Genomic DNA, 15,347 nt, shown 5'->3' with positions numbered 1-15,347 from the left:
CCGGACGGTCGGGGCTTCCCAAGCCCCGCAGAACCACCCCCAACACGACAAAAGACCCCGCAAGCCTGCGGGGTCTTCCATCGTGGGGTGAGTGACGGGAGCCGTCGGCCGCCTCCGGCGCCCTCCTCCCAAGCCCCGCAGAACCACCCCCAACACGACAAAAGACCCCGCAAGCCTGCGGGGTCTTCCATCGTGGGGTGAGTGACGGGACTTGAACCCGCGACCCCCTGGACCACAACCAGGTGCTCTACCGGCTGAGCTACACCCACCAAGGATCGGCCCCGCCTGCGCGAAGGCCGACCTCAGTGTATCGGTAGCGTGACGGCCGTGAACCAAGCCATCCGCAGTTACCACGCGCGCCGGGGGCGGCTGTCCCTACGCCAGCGCGAGGCTCTGACATGGGGTTCCGCGTACGACGTGGCGAGCATGCCCGATCCCCTGGATCTCGACGATGTTTTCGGTCGCCGGGCCCCGCGGATCCTCGAGATCGGTTCGGGACTCGGCGACACCGTGCTGCTCATGGCGGCTGAGAACCCGGACCTGGACTTCATCGCCGCGGATGTCCACACCAAAGGCATCGCCCGCACCCTGCTGCAGATGCGGGAACGAGGCCTCAGCAACGTGCGCGTCGTGCACGGGGACGCGCTGGACCTGCTGACCAGTCGGCTGGCAGCTGCCTCGATGCGGTCGGTGCTGGTCTTCTTCCCCGACCCCTGGCCCAAGTCCCGGCACCACAAACGACGACTGGTGCGCGAACAGTTCGCGACGGCCGTGAGTCGCGTCCTCGCACCGGGTGGCACGCTGCACCTGGCGACCGATGACCGGGACTATGCACAGGTCATGCGCGAGGTGCTGGGCAGGCATCCCGAACTCGTGTGCATCCATGACGGCCCGCGCGTCGAACAGCGGCCCCGCACGAAATACGAGCAGGCCGGGGAACGGGCAGGGCGCCACGCCATTGATCTGATGTACCGGTTGCAGGCAGCATCTATGTCATGACCACCATCGACCTCAACGCCGACGTCGGCGAGATGGCCGCGGATCTCGACGAGCGCATCGTCGAGGTGGTCAGCAGCGTCAACATCGCGTGCGGCGGGCATGCCGGGGACGACTCCACCATGCGGACGGTGAGTTCACTGGCCGCCGATGCGGGTGTGCGTATCGGCGCCCATCCCTCCTACCTCGACCGCGAGAGCTTCGGACGTCATCATCAGCAGGTTCCGCCCGGGTTACTGGCGGCGCAGATACAGGACCAGGTCCTCAGGCTGGCCGGGAACAGCCCGGCTCCGGTCGAATACCTCAAGCCGCACGGCGCGCTGTACCACGCGGCGGCCCAGGACAAAGACGTTGCTGCGGCCGTCGTCACCGCCGCACTGGCGGCGGCCGAGGAGTTGGGCACTCGCCTGGCGCTGATGGGGCAGCCCGGTTCCCAGTACCTGCAGTTGGCCCGCTCGCACGGCGTGCCCGTCATCCACGAGGGCTTCGCCGACCGCGCCTACCGGGCGGACGGGCAACTGGTCCCCCGCAGCCAACCAGGCTCGGTGCTGACCGACGACGAGGCGGTGCTGGGCCAGGTCACCCGATTGGCACGCGGGAGCGTCACCACGGTCGATGGCCGACTCATCGCTTTGCGCGCCGAATCCGTGTGCCTGCATTCGGACACGCCCGGAGCTGCGGACCTCGCTCGCCGGGTGCGCACCCACCTGGACTCCACCGGCATCCGCGTGCGGGCGCGGCCATGAACATCACGCCCTTCGGCGAGGACGGGTGGCTCATCGCCGTCGACGATCCGATCGCAGTCGCCACTGCGATCGACGCCCGCCGCCTCGACGACGTGGTTCCGGGGCAGAGTCACGTGCTGCTGCGCGGTCGCCGGACCGAGGTCGAGGCCGCACTGGCCTCGCTGGCCGACGTCCCGACCCGTCGTCAACCGCGCGCTCCCATCGTCCTCGCGGCCGTCTGGGACGGGCCCGACCTCGGCGGGGTGGCCGACAGTGCGGGCACGTCCCAGGCCGATGTGGTCGAGACGATGCGAGGCTCGACGTTCACTGTGGCCTTCTGCGGCTTCGCCCCCGGCTTCGGATACCTCACGGGAGTGGATGAACGCCTGCACCTACCCCGGCGGGAACGGCCTCGTGCCAGCGTGCCCGCCGGTGCCATCGCGATCGCCGCGGGCTACTGTGCGGTCTACCCGACGTCATCCCCGGGCGGCTGGCACCTCCTCGGCACCTGCGACGCCACCTTGTTCAGCCCGTACCGGGACCCGCCGTCGCTCCTGCGCCCCGGCGACCGGGTGCGCTTCACATGAGGGACACGATCAAGGTGCTGTCCCCCGGGCTGCTGACGCTGATCCAGGACGCGGGTCGCCGGGGCCACGCCCACCTCGGCGTGCCCAGGGCGGGCGCGTTCGACACCCGGGCCTGGCGATTGGCCAATCGACTCGTGGGTAACACCGAGCAGGCCGCGGCGCTCGAATGCCTGGCCGGGGGCCTGACCTGGGTATCTCTGCGGCACGTCACGATGGCAGTCGCCGGGGCCGTCGGCAGCATCAGCATCGACGGTCGGAACGTGTCCACCAACACGCCCATTCACGTGTCACCCGGCCAGCAGGTCCACCTCGGGCCGCCACTGATCGGGCTGCGCTACTACGTATCCTTCGCCGGCGGCATCGACGTGGGTCCCGTGCTCGGTTCCCGGTCGTACGACACCCTCGGCCGACTCGGCCCGCCGCCTGTGGCAGCAGGGCAGGTCCTGGGCGCCGGATCTCAGCGCGCCGGCCACCCCCTCGTGGATCACGTGCCGGTGCACCCCCCGTCGACGTCCTTCGCCGTCCTGCCCGGTCCGGACGGTCACGAGGCGGCGCTGGCCGAACTCCTGGGACGCACCTGGGAACTCGATCCGCAATCCGACCGGATTGGCGTGCGCCTGGCAGGTGAACCACTGACGGCGCCCGCCACCCCACTGCCCAGCAAGCCGATGGTTCTGGGTGCGGTCCAGGTGCCGCCCAACGGACTGCCGATCGTGCTGGGGCCCGACCACCCCACCACGGGCGGCTACCCGGTGATCGCCGTGGTGACAGCCGAAAGTATGTGTGATGTCGCACAGTGGTCCGGCGGACCGCGGACTTTCCGCCGTGCTTAGGTGTGCAGTGTGAGTGTGACGACAGGGCAGAGCACCGACCACTGGGTGGACATCGACGGTCCCGTCCACTACCGCGACTACGGAGGTCCGGAGGACGGGCCACTGGTCGTGTGCGTCCACGGCCTGGGCGGCTCGGCGCTGAACTGGGACCTCGTAGCCACCCATATGACGGGCAGTTGCCGGGTCGTGGCACTGGACCTGCCTGGCCACGGGCTGACCGAGGCGGGCCGCCGATCGACCAGCGTGCATGCCAACCAGCACATCGTCCACCGCTTCCTCACCGAGGTGACAGGTTCCCCGGCGGTCCTCATGGGCAATTCCATGGGTGGGCTGCTGGCCGTCGTGCAGGCCACCTCTGCGCCGCGGACCACCAGCGGCGTGGTCCTCATCGCCCCCGCCCTCCCCGCGGCCGGCGTGATGGTCGGCGACCTACGGATGATCCTCGAGTTCGCCGTTCTGGCCACCCCCGGGGTCGGTTCCTTGATCGTGGATCTGTGGACGAGGCTGGCCTCCGCAGAGGCACAAGTGGCCCGCATGCTACGGGTCGTGGCGGCCGACCCGACGAAGTTCCCGCGCGAGGCCGTCGACGCAGCCATTGCACAAGCGGAGGTCCGGCGGCAGTTCCGTGGTACCGCCAGGCACCTGGTGGAGGCGGCCCGGTCGGTCGTACTCATGAGCCAGGGCCGCAGTTACGTGAAACGCCTGCAGGAACTCGCGACCCCTGTCCTGCTCATCCACGGCGGCCGGGACCGGATCGTCTCGGCACGCTCGGCACACGCTGCCGCCGCCCGCCGGCCCGAATGGACCTTCCACCTGATGGAGGACGTCGGCCACGTCCCGCAACTCGAGGAGCCCGCGCTGACCGCGCAGACGATCCTGCAGTGGCTCGAGGAGAACCCTGACGTGGCCCGCGACGCCGCGTTGGCGACGAGGGTCTGACGGGGCCGTCCAACCGGCCGTGTGGCGACGCAACGGACCGCACGGACCCAGCCCCCGTCAACCGTGATCTAGACTGAAAAGCAGCCAAGGAGGTTCTCGTGACCGATCGCCTGAGCCCGCTCGACCAGACCTTTCTGTTGCTCGAGCGGGACGGTCAGCCCATGCACATCGGCGGCCTGATGGTCTTCGAGGGCCCCGCACCGTCCTACGAGCAGTTGTGCGCGTACCTCGACTCCCGCCTGGATCAGGTGCCGCGCTACCGCCAGCGGATCCAGTCGGTCCCCCTGCACCTCGGCCAGCACGTCTGGGTCGACGACGAGAACTTCGAACTCGAGTTCCACGTGCGGCATACGGCAGTTCCCAAGCCCGGGCGCGCGGCTCAGCTGCAGCGTCTGGCCAGCCGGTTGTTGTCCCAGCGCCTGGACCTCGACCGGCCGCTGTGGGAGATGTGGCTGGTCGAGGGATTGCCGAAGGGCCGCTGGGCGCTGATCAACAAGGCCCACCACTCGATGATCGACGGGCTCTCGGGCCACGACATCATGGAGGTCATCCTCGACACCGACCCCGAGGGTCGTGACAACCCGCCCAGTTCCTGGCAACCTGATCCCGCCCCGGGCACCGCGGAACTGGTCACCGATGCGTTGATCGACTCGGTGAAACGACCCGGCGAGCACCTCACCCGCATCGTGAGCCGGGTCGCCAGGCCCCGCGAGCTCGCAGAGCACGTCGCGGTGCGCGTGGTCGGCAGCACCTCGGTCGGCAGCCGTCTGCTCAGCACGGAGTCGACCCTCGGTGGCCCGATCAGCGCCCACCGCCGGTGGGGGTGGGTCGAGGGCGACCTCGAGACCATCAAGGCCGCGAAGAACGCCTTCGGCGGCACGGTGAACGATGTGATCCTCACCGCGGTTAGCGGGGGGTTCCGCGCGCTGCTGGCAGCGCGCGGGATCGACACCAGAACCGCCGACATCCAATCGATGATCCCGGTCTCGATGCGCCTGCCGGGCGACACCACCGGCGGCAATCAAGTCTCGGCGATGTTCGCCCAGCTGCCCATCGGCGTCGACGACCCTGTGGACCGTCTGCACGCGATGACACGTCAGATGGACCGGGTGAAGAAGAGCGGCACGCCCCTGACGGTCGACTCCATCATCGGCATGGCCGACTTCGTGCCTCCGATGCTCTTCGCCACCGCGGGCCGGGTCACTGCCAACGTGAACCTGCGAGCCTTCGACACGGTGACGACCAATGTGCCCGGCCCGCAGATCCCGCTCTTCATGCAGGGCCGCCAGTTGGAGGCGCTCATCCCGTTCGTGCCCTTGGGACCGGGGCTGCGCATCTCGACGGCCATCGTGTCCTACAACGGAACGATCAATTTCGGCGTGACGGCCGACTACGACTCGGTGCGCGACCTGCCGGTGTTCCTGGAAGGGGTGTCCACCACGCTGGACGGTCTGCGCAAAGCAGTCGTCGCCGGAGTCGCCGACACCTGACCGACCGGCGTCGCGTCAGGGCACGATCGCCACGCTGGACGGGCAGTGGTGAAGCACCTTGTGACTGACCGATCCCAACAGGAGTGCGGAGAAGCCTCCGCGGCCGCGGGAGCCGCACACCAGCAGGTCGCAGTCACTCGCGGCGTCCACCAGCACCCTGGCCGCGCTGCCCCGCTCCACGCGGATCTGCACATGGACTTCGGGGTACCGCGCAGTGTGGCCGGCGAGCACCTCGGCACTCAAGCGGGTCTCCACATCGCGGACATCGTCGAGGATGCCGCCGGGCGGATACGTGGAGGCGTCGACGTCGAAGCCGATCACAGCGACATCCCAGGCGTGCACAACCCGAAGCTCCCAGCCCCGGCGGCTCGCCTCGTCGAACGCGAAGTCCAGCGCGCGGCGGGCACCCTCCGAGCCATCGATCCCCACCGCCACGCGCTGGTGGGCGTCCGCTCGGCCGCGCACCACGATGACCGGGCAGGAGGCGTGGGTGGCCACCTGCCGGGAGACTCCGCCAAGCAGCAGATCGGCCATCATCTGGCGCCGGTGCGACCCCACGACGACCACGTCCGCGCTTTGGCTCAGTTGCACCAGGGCCGCTGCGGCAGGGCCGGGGACCACAGTCGTGGTGACCTCCCCGCCGGCCGGGCGCGCGAGGTCGGCACCCTCCGTCGCCACTTCACCGGCCCGGTTCTCGATCACCTGCGAGAGGTCGGGGTCGACCACCGAGCCGGCACCCATCCCCAGGTCGACCATCGGCTGATCCCACGCGGTGATCACCTGCAGCGGTAGCCGCCGGATCTGGGCCTCTTGGGCGGCGAACGCCACTGCGTGCTTGGAGACATCCGACCCGTCGTAACCGACAACCACCGCCATATCCACACCTCCCGCAGGCCCACCATAACCACGGGGTTACAGTTCTGAAAGCCATCTGTCGCTGCCGGGGGGCACCATGACATTCGCACACCCAGGTGCCTCCTCGGCGCGCCCAGCCAGTGCCAGGATCCGGATTCTGGGCCAAGAGCCGCCACCACCGCGGCGGCGTGGTCCCAACTGGGCCCTTCTGGCCGCCTGCGTCGTGGTGGCCGGCGCGGGGGTGTGGATGACGTTGGAGCTTCGTCCACAGACTGCCGATGATCCCTTCCAGGCAACGCCGGTCACCGGCAGCATCGATGTCATGGGACTGGCCGATCTCGCAGCCCGCCGACCGGACGACCACACGACGGCGGTGCTGCACCGCGTCCGCGCTGACTTCGCCGCTGCCGCCCGCTTGGCCGAACGCCGGCAGGCCACCCCTGCCACGGCGTCGGCCGCTCCCACGGCGGCAGCCACACCGTTCACCAGCACCCGGGCCCAGTCGCCGGGCACCCCTGCGGCGGCCGACGACCCGGCATCGTCCGGTGACCTCACCGTGGTCGGCCCCGAGCAGCCCCCGAATCCCGCTTCCCCGAACACCGCATTGGACCCCACATGAGCCAGAACCTGCGTCGCCTGCTCCTGCCCCTGCTGGTGGCAGTCACCGCGCTGGTCCTACCCGCCCCCGCGCACGCCGTCAGCACCGGGACCCTGGGGCTGAGCCTCACCGCCCGCTACACCGGCGGGGGATCAGGGCCACTGGCGGGCGCCCTGGTGACCGCTGAGAACGTCGACTCCGGGCTGGTCTACCCGGTCCCTGCGTACGGCGACCCGTCGACATCGGCGTACTACCACGCCGTGAGCCTGCCCTTCGGCCGCTACCGGTTGCGGGTGGAGCGCCCGGGATTCGCCACCCAGTACTGGCCCCGTCAGTACTCGCAGGACACCGCCGCGATCGTGCACTTCGGCAACGCCCCCGGCTGCAACCCAGCGGACACGGCGCTGTGCGACCTGCACATCCTCACCGCGGAAGTCGAGCAGTCGCTCACGCTGTCCGGCACCGTGCGCACACGTGGCGGATCAGGGGTATCCGGCGCACCTGTGGTCGCCACCCGCGACGGCGAGACGACCTTCGCCCCACGCACGACCACTGACGCTCAGGGCGCGTACACGCTGCAACTGCCCCGCGGCAGGTACTCCCTGACCACCCCAGACGGCAATGACACCGCTGCTGCCCTGGTCGACCTGCAATCCCCCACGTTCCGCGACCTCACGCTGCGATCCGCACCGGGGGCGCCGCGGGAGGCCCGCGCGACCCCTGGTGACCATCAAGCCGTCGTGGCGTGGTCACCCCCGGCAGACGACGGCGGCGCCCCGATCACCGGCTACACCGTCACCGCCTCCCCAGGTGGCGCGGCGTGCGCCACGACCGCCCTCACATGCACGGTGACCGGGCTGTCCAACGGCCAGGACTACACGTTCTCCGTGGTGGCGACCAACCGCATCGGATCGGGTTCGCCCGCCGTCACCGGCGAGACATTCGTGATGGCCTCCGGACCCGCACCCCGACCACCGGGCGATGTCAGGGTCACGTCCGCGGACCGGGCTCTGGCCGTCACCTGGTCGCCCTCCCCCAGCGACGGGATCCGGGAGTACGTGGCCACCGCCACGCCAGGCGGCAAGAGCTGTTCCACCGAGCAGTTGGCCTGCACCATCGACGGCCTGCGCAACGGTCGCGCGTACACGGTCACGGTGATCGCGCGGGCATCGACCGGCTCGAGTGCTGCGGCCACGGCCGACCGCTTCGTGCGACCCCACGGCACGCCCGGCGCCCCACGCAACGTCCGTGCGGCGGCCAAGGCATCGGCACTGCAGATCCGCTGGCGTGCACCTTTGGACGACGGAGGGCGACCGGTGACCCGCTATGTGGCCACTGCGTGGCCCGGCGGCAACACCTGTGCGGCGAGGTCGGCGCGGCGGTGCACCATTACCCACCTGCGGCCGGGTACCGCCTACAGCGTCACGGTGCGCGCGGAGAACCGGGCCGGGGTCGGTCTGACCTCTCCCGGTTCGCTGCCGATCGAGCCCTTGGCCGGACAAGCCGCGCCCCCTGCTGTGGCGGGGCTGCAGGTGCGATCCTCCCGCGACGCCCTCACTGTGTCCTGGCGGCCCGCCCGCCGCGCGCGTGTGTACTGGGTCCGACTGCGCCAACGCAACGGCGGGGTGGGCACCTGGGCAGTTGTGCGCGCACCACGAGCCCGGTTCGCGGACACACCGGGGGTCACAGCGGTCCAGGTGAAGGCCGTGGGCCGGGGCGGCACCAGCCCGGTGACGACCCGCGCAGTGCGCTAGAGGCTCTCGATGAGCAACTGCGAGGCGAGGTAGGGGTCCAGTTCGCCGACGAGCACGCGTTCGGCGAGGTCGCGGGCGTTACCCAGACGCTCTTTGACCAGGTCTGCGGCGACCGCTTCGATCTCGCGCTGGATGCGCTGCAGCCTGCGCTCCCGCAGATCCCCCGAGGTCCGCGCCCACTGCCGGTGGCTCTCGATCGCCGCGATCACATCCTCGATGCCTTGCTCCCGGGTGGCCACCGTGGTGATGATCGGCGGGACCCACCCATCCGGCCCCGGCGGCCCGAGAGCAAGCATCGCGCGCAGATCACGGGTGGTGTGCGCCACGCCATCGCGGTCGGCCTTGTTCACGACGAACACGTCGGCGATCTCCAGGATGCCGGCTTTGGCTGTCTGCACCCCGTCGCCCATCCCGGGGGCGAGCAGGACGAGGACGGTGTCGGTCTGACCCACGACCTCCACCTCTGACTGCCCCACCCCTACGGTCTCGACGAGCACCACGTCGAACCCACAGGCGTCGAGCACCCGCAAGGCCTGCGGCGCCGCGGCAGCCAGACCACCGAGGTGGCCGCGCGAGGCCATCGAGCGGATGAAGACATCGGGATCGGTGGCATGGGCCTGCATGCGCACGCGGTCGCCGAGGACCGCACCGCCGGAGTACGGCGAACTGGGGTCGACGGCAAGTACCGCCACCCGATGGCCCGCCTGACGGTACGCCGCGATCAAGGCCGAGGTGGTGGTGGACTTCCCCACCCCCGGCGCTCCCGTGAGCCCGATGACATGGGAGTGGCCCTGGTGGCGCATCAACTCCGCGCTCACCTCACGCAACTGCGGCGAGGCGCTCTCCACGATGCTGAGCAACCGGGCGATCGCGCGGGGGTCCCCCGCGCGTGCCCGATCGACCAGCTGCACTTACGGAACGCGGACGATGAGGGCGTCGCCCTGTCCGCCACCACCGCACAGGGCCGCTGCGCCGACCCCGCCGCCACGGCGTTTGAGTTCCAGCGCCAGCGAGAGCACGATCCGGGCTCCCGACATCCCCAGAGGGTGGCCCAACGCGATGGCACCGCCGTTGACGTTGACGATGTCCTCGGAGACCCCGAGTTCGTCGGTGGAGGCCAGGCCGACGGCCGCGAAGGCTTCGTTGATCTCCAGCAGGTCGAGATCGGCCGGCGTGATGCCGTCCTTCTCGCATGCCGCCTTGATCGCCTGGGCGGGCTGCAGGTGCAGCGAGGCGTCGGGGCCGGCCACCACGCCGTGGGCGCCGATCTCGGCCAACCACGTGAGGCCCAGTTCCTCGGCCTTCGCCTTGGACATCACCACGACGGCTGCTGCGCCGTCGGAGATCTGCGAGGCGTTGCCCGCGGTGATCGTGCCGTCCTTGGCGAATGCCGGGCGCAACTTGCCCAGGCTCTCGGCCGTGGTGTCGGGACGCACACCCTCATCGATGCTGAAAACGACGGGGTCACCCTTGCGCTGCGGGATCTCGATCGGCACGATCTCCTCGGCGAACGCACCGTTCTTCTCCGCGATCGCCGCCAATTGGTGGCTGCGCGCGGAGAACGCGTCCTGCCGCTCGCGGGTCAGGCTGCTGTACTTGGAGTTGTAGGACTCCGTGGACTCACCCATGGCGCACTGGTCGAACGCACACGTCAGACCGTCGAACGCCATCGAGTCGATGGCCTTCCAGTCGCCGTACTTCACACCCTCGCGGGAGCCCACGAGCAGGTGGGGTGCGTTCGTCATCGACTCCATGCCACCGGCCACGACGATCTCGAACTCCCCTGCGCGCACGAGCTGGTCGGCCAGCGCGATGGCGTCGATACCGGAGAGGCACACCTTGTTGATGGTCAGGGCGGGCACATCCATGCCGATCCCGGCCTTGACGGCCGCCTGACGCGCGGTGATCTGACCGGCGCCGGCCTGCAGGACGTGACCCATGATCACGTAGTCGACCTGGGCCGCCGACACCCCGGACCGCTCCAGCGCGGCCTTAATCGCGAACCCGCCGAGGTCAGCGGCCGAGAGTCCCTTCAACGATCCGAGCAGGCGCCCCATCGGGGTGCGTGCTCCGGCAACAATCACGTTTCCGGCCATGCCAGACCTCCTGAGTCCGTGGGTAGACACTTAGTGCCACGATAACGCCATGGGTTTTGTGACTGCGATCGACCACGTAGGACTGGCTGTTCAGGATCTGGACCAGGCCATCGCCTTCTACCAGGACGCTTTCGGCATGCAACTGGTGCACGAGGAGGTGAACGAGGAGCAGGGTGTCCGCGAGGCCATGATGGCCGTCGGGGACAGTGGCTCGTGCATCCAGTTGCTCGCGCCCCTGTCTGAGGACTCCCCCATCGGCAAGTTCCTCGCACGCAACGGTGAGGGCATCCAGCAGGTGGCCTACCGGGTCAGCGACATCGAGGTGGCAGCCGACGAGTTGCGCGCCGCCGGGGTGCGGATGCTCTACGAAGCGCCCAAGCGGGGCACCGCGGGATCGCGGGTCAACTTCGCCCACCCCAAAGACTGCGGCGGGGTGCTCATCGAACTGGTGGAACCGGGCGAAGGCCACTGACCCAGGCACGATTTCCGGGTGGGATCCACGGGGTCCCACCCTGGTGACGGTTGCGAGGAGTGACCTATTAACGTGCAAGTAGGTTCACGAATGGGAGCAGCGATGCAGAAGATCCTCGACGCCATCCTCAACGACGCCCCTGCCGAAGAGTTCGCGTCCATCGAGATTCCGGAGTCCTACCGCGCGATCACCGTCCACAAGGATGACGTGGGCATGTTCGCCGATCTGCCGACCAGGGATAAGGACCCCCGCAAGTCGCTGCACCTCGATGACGTTCCCGTGCCTGAACTCGGCCCGGGCGAGGCACTGGTGGCCGTGATGGCGTCCTCGATCAACTACAACACCGTGTGGACCTCGATCTTCGAGCCGATGCCCACGTTCGGCTTCCTCGAGCGCTACGGCCGCTCCCACCCGCTGGCCAAGCGCCACGACCTGCCCTACCACATCATCGGCTCGGACCTCTCCGGCGTCGTGCTGCGCACCGGCCCGGGGGTGAACGCCTGGAAGTCCGGCGACGAGGTCGTCGCGCACTGCCTGTCGGTCGAATTGGAGCACCCGGCCGGCCACAACGACACCATGCTCGACCCGGAGCAGCGGATCTGGGGCTTCGAGACCAACTTCGGCGGCCTGGCCGAGATCGCACTGGTCAAGTCCAACCAGCTGATGCCCAAGCCCAACCACCTCACGTGGGAGGAGGCCGCCGCTCCCGGGCTCGTGAACTCCACCGCGTACCGCCAGTTGGTGTCGCGCAACGGCGCGGGCATGAAGCAGGGCGACGTGGTGCTCATCTGGGGCGCTTCCGGTGGCCTGGGTTCCTACGCCACCCAGTACGCGCTCAATGGCGGGGCCATCCCGGTGTGCGTCGTCTCCAGCCCGGAGAAGGCGGCGATCTGCCGCGCCATGGGTGCGGAGTACATCATCGACCGCAACGCCGAGGGCTACCAGTTCTGGAAGGACGAGCACACCCAGAACCCCAAGGAGTGGCAGCGCCTGGGCAAGAAGATCCGGGAACTCACCGGCGGTGAGGACGTCGACATCGTCTACGAGCACCCCGGCCGCGAGACCTTCGGCGCCAGCGTCTACGTGACGAAGAAGGGTGGCACCATCGTCACCTGCGCCTCGACGTCGGGCTATATGCATGAGTACGACAACCGCTACCTCTGGATGAACCTCAAGCGCATCGTCGGCTCCCACTTCGCCAACTACAAGGAGTCCTTCGAGGCCAATCGGCTCATCGACAAGGGCATGATCCACCCGACCTTGAGCAAGAGCTTCCCGCTGGAGCAGACCGGGCAGGCCGCCTACGAGGTGCACCGCAACCAGCACCAGGGCAAGGTCGGCGTGCGGTGCCTGTCCCCGGAGGAGGGCCTGGGCGTGCGCGACGCAGAGAAGCGCGCGAAGTTCGAGCCCCAGATCAACCGGTTCCGCAACACCTGATGTTCGAGGAGAAGGCGGTCCACCTGCTCGACAAGCCCAAGCAGTTCGCCGTCATCACCAGCATCGAGCCCGACGGCCAGCCGCAGAGCAGTGTCGTCTGGTACAAGCGCGACGGGGACGACCTGCTCATCTCCACGGTCGAAGGCCGCCGCAAGCACCGCAACCTGGCGCGTGACCCGCGATGCACCGTGCTGGTGTACGACGCGGACAACCCGTACTCCTACGTGGAGGTCCGCGGGCACGTCGAGATGACCCACGAGGGTGGTCGGGAACTGATCGACGAGTTCGCCCGCGCCTACCAGGGCTGGGAGCGCTACCCCGCCGACGACGGCACCGACAACGTGCGCGTCGTCGTGCGGCTCATCGCGGACAAGGTGGTCAGCCGCTAGCCGGGACCATGCAGCCAGGCCGACCCATTGGCGCTGCGGCTGGGACGAACTAGATTGCGGGCATGGCTGTCACGGGAATCGGTGGACTGTTCTTCCGTAGTCGCGATCCGCAATCCAGGGTCGCGTGGTACCGCGAGTACCTCGGCATCGAAGCCGGCGCGGATGCCATGTGGCACCAGGACAGTGGGATGACCGTGTTCGCCCCGTTCGCCGCCGACAGTGACTACTTCCCGGATGACCAGCCGTTCATGCTCAATCTCCGGGTCACTGACTTGGACGACGTGGTGAACCGGTTCGAAGCCGCCGGGATTGCCGTCGAGCGTCGACCTGAGTGGGAGGCAGAGTACGGACGTTTCGTGCGCGTGCACGACCCTGAGGGCTTGCCCATCGAACTGTGGGAGCTCCCCAACCAGGCCGGAAGTCACTGAGCGGCTTCCGCCGCCGCCAGCCAGCGCTCCTCGAGGGCTTCGAGGTCGACCTGTGCGGCACTGAGGTCGCGCCCTAGCCCGATCAGCGCCTCCCCATCGGTGGCGGCCTCCGCCATGCGCGCATGGATGTCGTCGATCCGGGTCTGCGCCTTGCCCATTTCGCGTTCGATGCGGGCCAGTTCTCTACGGGCTGCCCGGGTGTCGCCACCGCGGGGGCGCTCCGGCTCACGCGCTGGCGGCGCCGGTGTCGCAGGGTACTCGTCCACCCCTCCGGGCAGGTGCCGCACCTGCCCGTCGGCCAGCGCCCAGACGTCGTCGCAGACCCGTTCCAGGAATACCGGTCGTGGGAGACCACCACGAGGCTGCCGGACCACCCGTCCAGCACGTCCTCGAGCACCGTCAGCGTCTCGGTGTCCAGATCGTTGGTCGGCTCGTCGAGCATGATCACGTTCGCCCCTGACAGGAACGTCCGCAGCAGGTGCAGACGCCGCAGTTCGCCGCCGGACAGGTCGCCGAGCCGCTTCCAGGCGGCATCACCGGTGAAGCCGAACTGCTCGAGCAACTGCGATGGGGTCAGGTCCTCGCCACTGGCCACGACGATGTGCTGGCCCACCTCCTGCAGCCATGGCAGCACACGGGCGTCGGCATCCACGGCCGGGAGCCGCTGGTCCACCACCGCGGTGCGTACGGTCTTGCCCTCCCGGCGCTGCCCCGCGCTCAGCGGCAACTGGCCCGACAGGACCCGCAACAAGGTCGTCTTGCCCGCACCATTGGGCCCGAGCACCCCCACCCGGTCGCCCGGCCCGATCCCCCACGTGAGGTGGCGCAGGACCGGGTCGGCTCCGGGCGCGGGACCAGCCCCGACGTCCTCGAGATCCAGAACATCCTTGCCGAGGCGGCTCATGGCCACCCGCTGCAGAGCCAGCCGGTCGCGCGGCGGTGGTTCATCCTCGATGAGGGCCAGTGCCGCATCCTGGCGGAACTTGGGCTTCGACGTACGCGCAGGCGGGCCGCGACGCAGCCACGCCAACTCCTTGCGCAACAGGTTGCGGCGGCGCGACTCCTGCGCCTGCCGTTGCAGGTCGCGCTCGGCCTTGGCCAGCACGTAGGCGGCGTAGCCTCCGTCGTACTGGTCCACTGCTCCCCCACCCACCTCCCAGGTCCGGGTGGTGACCGCGTCGAGGAACCACCGGTCGTGCGTCACCACGACCAGCGCACGCCGGGTGCCTGGCCAGGTGTTCAGGTGGTCGGCCAGCCAGCCGATCGCGGCGAGGTCGAGGTGATTGGTCGGTTCGTCGAGCAACAGCACATCGGGCAGCGCCACGAGTGCCGCCGCAAGGGCCACCCTGCGCGACTGCCCACCGCTGAGTGCCGATGTGGGCCGCTCCATCCACGACGGTTCAAGCAGCCCGTTGACGATCGTCCGGACCCGCGGATCAGCGGCCCATTCGTGTTCGGGTCCCGACCCGACCACAACGTCACGGACCGTCTCACCGGACAGGACGTCGTGCTGGGTGACCAGCCGCACCCGGCAACCGCCACTGAAGGTGACCCGCCCCGCATCGGGGAGGCCGTCCCCGGCCAGCGTCCGAAGCAGCGTCGACTTCCCCGCACCATTGCGCCCGACCACCCCGACACGATCCCCGTCGGACGGTCCCAGGGACACCTCGTCGAGGATCGTGGCCGTGCCCCGACGCACGGTCACGGCATCGGTGACGACCAGCGCAGGCACGCCTCCCAGCCTAGGT

At 69.2% G+C, this 15,347-nt stretch carries 17 protein-coding genes and 1 tRNA gene; 12 read left to right on the top strand and 6 right to left on the bottom strand.

What is annotated here, in order from left to right:
- Positions 1 to 193: 193 nt before the first annotated feature.
- Positions 194 to 269: transfer RNA gene (locus tag IPG68_05680), tRNA-His, on the bottom strand.
- 40 nt (positions 270 to 309) lie between these two features.
- Here IPG68_05680 and trmB point away from each other — a divergent pair.
- The 6 genes from trmB to IPG68_05650 all read left to right on the top strand — a co-directional run bounded on the left by trmB (position 310) and on the right by IPG68_05650 (position 5,570).
- Positions 310 to 999, top strand: a complete 690-nt coding sequence (gene trmB, locus IPG68_05675; protein ID MBK6762786.1) for a tRNA (guanosine(46)-N7)-methyltransferase TrmB — start codon at positions 310 to 312, stop codon at positions 997 to 999.
- On the top strand, positions 996 to 1,742 hold the full coding sequence (locus IPG68_05670; protein ID MBK6762785.1) for a LamB/YcsF family protein: 747 nt from the start codon (positions 996 to 998) through the stop codon (positions 1,740 to 1,742). The genes trmB and IPG68_05670 overlap by 4 nt, the downstream gene beginning before the upstream one ends.
- Entirely contained in the window at positions 1,739 to 2,308 is a 570-nt protein-coding gene (locus tag IPG68_05665) for a carboxyltransferase domain-containing protein (protein MBK6762784.1), read from the top strand. The genes IPG68_05670 and IPG68_05665 overlap by 4 nt, the downstream gene beginning before the upstream one ends.
- Positions 2,305 to 3,141: a biotin-dependent carboxyltransferase family protein gene (locus IPG68_05660; GenBank protein ID MBK6762783.1), complete on the top strand. Its 837-nt coding sequence runs from the start codon at positions 2,305 to 2,307 to the stop codon at positions 3,139 to 3,141. Before IPG68_05665 ends, IPG68_05660 begins: the two co-directional genes overlap by 4 nt.
- 9 nt (positions 3,142 to 3,150) lie before the next feature.
- A complete protein-coding gene (locus IPG68_05655; protein MBK6762782.1) occupies positions 3,151 to 4,080 on the top strand; it encodes an alpha/beta hydrolase in 930 nt (309 codons plus the stop codon).
- 98 nt (positions 4,081 to 4,178) lie between these two features.
- Positions 4,179 to 5,570, top strand: coding sequence for a wax ester/triacylglycerol synthase family O-acyltransferase (locus tag IPG68_05650; protein MBK6762781.1), 1,392 nt, complete (start codon positions 4,179 to 4,181; stop codon positions 5,568 to 5,570).
- Between the two features lie 15 nt (positions 5,571 to 5,585).
- On the opposite strand, the gene IPG68_05645 is transcribed toward IPG68_05650, so the two are convergent.
- Positions 5,586 to 6,446: a universal stress protein gene (locus tag IPG68_05645; protein MBK6762780.1), complete on the bottom strand. Its 861-nt coding sequence runs from the start codon at positions 6,444 to 6,446 to the stop codon at positions 5,586 to 5,588.
- Between the two features lie 226 nt (positions 6,447 to 6,672).
- Between IPG68_05645 and IPG68_05640 the strand changes: the two genes are divergently transcribed.
- Positions 6,673 to 7,044 (top strand): hypothetical protein, encoded by a 372-nt coding sequence (locus IPG68_05640; GenBank protein ID MBK6762779.1) that lies wholly within the window; start codon positions 6,673 to 6,675, stop codon positions 7,042 to 7,044.
- Positions 7,041 to 8,777, top strand: a complete 1,737-nt coding sequence (locus IPG68_05635) for a fibronectin type III domain-containing protein (protein ID MBK6762778.1) — start codon at positions 7,041 to 7,043, stop codon at positions 8,775 to 8,777. Before IPG68_05640 ends, IPG68_05635 begins: the two co-directional genes overlap by 4 nt.
- Here the strand turns inward: IPG68_05635 and meaB are convergent.
- Complete coding sequence (gene meaB / locus IPG68_05630) at positions 8,774 to 9,688, bottom strand: methylmalonyl Co-A mutase-associated GTPase MeaB (GenBank protein ID MBK6762777.1); 915 nt, start codon at positions 9,686 to 9,688, stop codon at positions 8,774 to 8,776. The genes IPG68_05635 and meaB overlap by 4 nt on opposite strands.
- The gene (locus IPG68_05625) at positions 9,689 to 10,873 is read right to left on the bottom strand and encodes an acetyl-CoA C-acetyltransferase (GenBank protein MBK6762776.1); all 1,185 of its coding nucleotides are present in this window, start codon (positions 10,871 to 10,873) and stop codon (positions 9,689 to 9,691) included. It lies immediately after the preceding gene.
- Between the two features lie 49 nt (positions 10,874 to 10,922).
- On the opposite strand from IPG68_05625, the gene mce reads away from it, so the two are divergent.
- The 4 genes from mce to IPG68_05605 all read left to right on the top strand — a co-directional run bounded on the left by mce (position 10,923) and on the right by IPG68_05605 (position 13,599).
- The gene (mce, locus tag IPG68_05620) at positions 10,923 to 11,345 is read left to right on the top strand and encodes a methylmalonyl-CoA epimerase (GenBank protein MBK6762775.1); all 423 of its coding nucleotides are present in this window, start codon (positions 10,923 to 10,925) and stop codon (positions 11,343 to 11,345) included.
- Between the two features lie 102 nt (positions 11,346 to 11,447).
- Positions 11,448 to 12,782, top strand: a complete 1,335-nt coding sequence (gene ccrA, locus IPG68_05615; GenBank protein ID MBK6762774.1) for a crotonyl-CoA carboxylase/reductase — start codon at positions 11,448 to 11,450, stop codon at positions 12,780 to 12,782.
- Positions 12,782 to 13,171 carry a PPOX class F420-dependent oxidoreductase gene (locus IPG68_05610; GenBank protein ID MBK6762773.1) on the top strand — a complete coding sequence of 130 codons (390 nt, stop codon included), beginning with the start codon at positions 12,782 to 12,784 and terminating at the stop codon, positions 13,169 to 13,171. Before ccrA ends, IPG68_05610 begins: the two co-directional genes overlap by 1 nt.
- Positions 13,172 to 13,233: 62 nt before the next feature.
- Positions 13,234 to 13,599 carry a VOC family protein gene (locus IPG68_05605; GenBank protein MBK6762772.1) on the top strand — a complete coding sequence of 122 codons (366 nt, stop codon included), beginning with the start codon at positions 13,234 to 13,236 and terminating at the stop codon, positions 13,597 to 13,599.
- Here the strand turns inward: IPG68_05605 and IPG68_05600 are convergent.
- Positions 13,593 to 13,715: a hypothetical protein gene (locus IPG68_05600; protein MBK6762771.1), complete on the bottom strand. Its 123-nt coding sequence runs from the start codon at positions 13,713 to 13,715 to the stop codon at positions 13,593 to 13,595. The two genes, IPG68_05605 and IPG68_05600, sit on opposite strands and share 7 nt — an antisense overlap.
- Positions 13,682 to 15,331 carry an ABC-F family ATP-binding cassette domain-containing protein gene (locus IPG68_05595; protein ID MBK6762770.1) on the bottom strand — a complete coding sequence of 550 codons (1,650 nt, stop codon included), beginning with the start codon at positions 15,329 to 15,331 and terminating at the stop codon, positions 13,682 to 13,684. Before IPG68_05595 ends, IPG68_05600 begins: the two co-directional genes overlap by 34 nt.
- Between the last annotated feature and the right edge of the window lie 16 nt (positions 15,332 to 15,347).

Source organism: Micrococcales bacterium, assembly GCA_016703125.1.
GTDB lineage: Bacteria > Actinomycetota > Actinomycetes > S36-B12 > UBA10799 > JADKAV01.
Note: the sequence above shows the minus strand (reverse complement) of the source record. Positions and strands in the feature narration are given on the sequence as shown.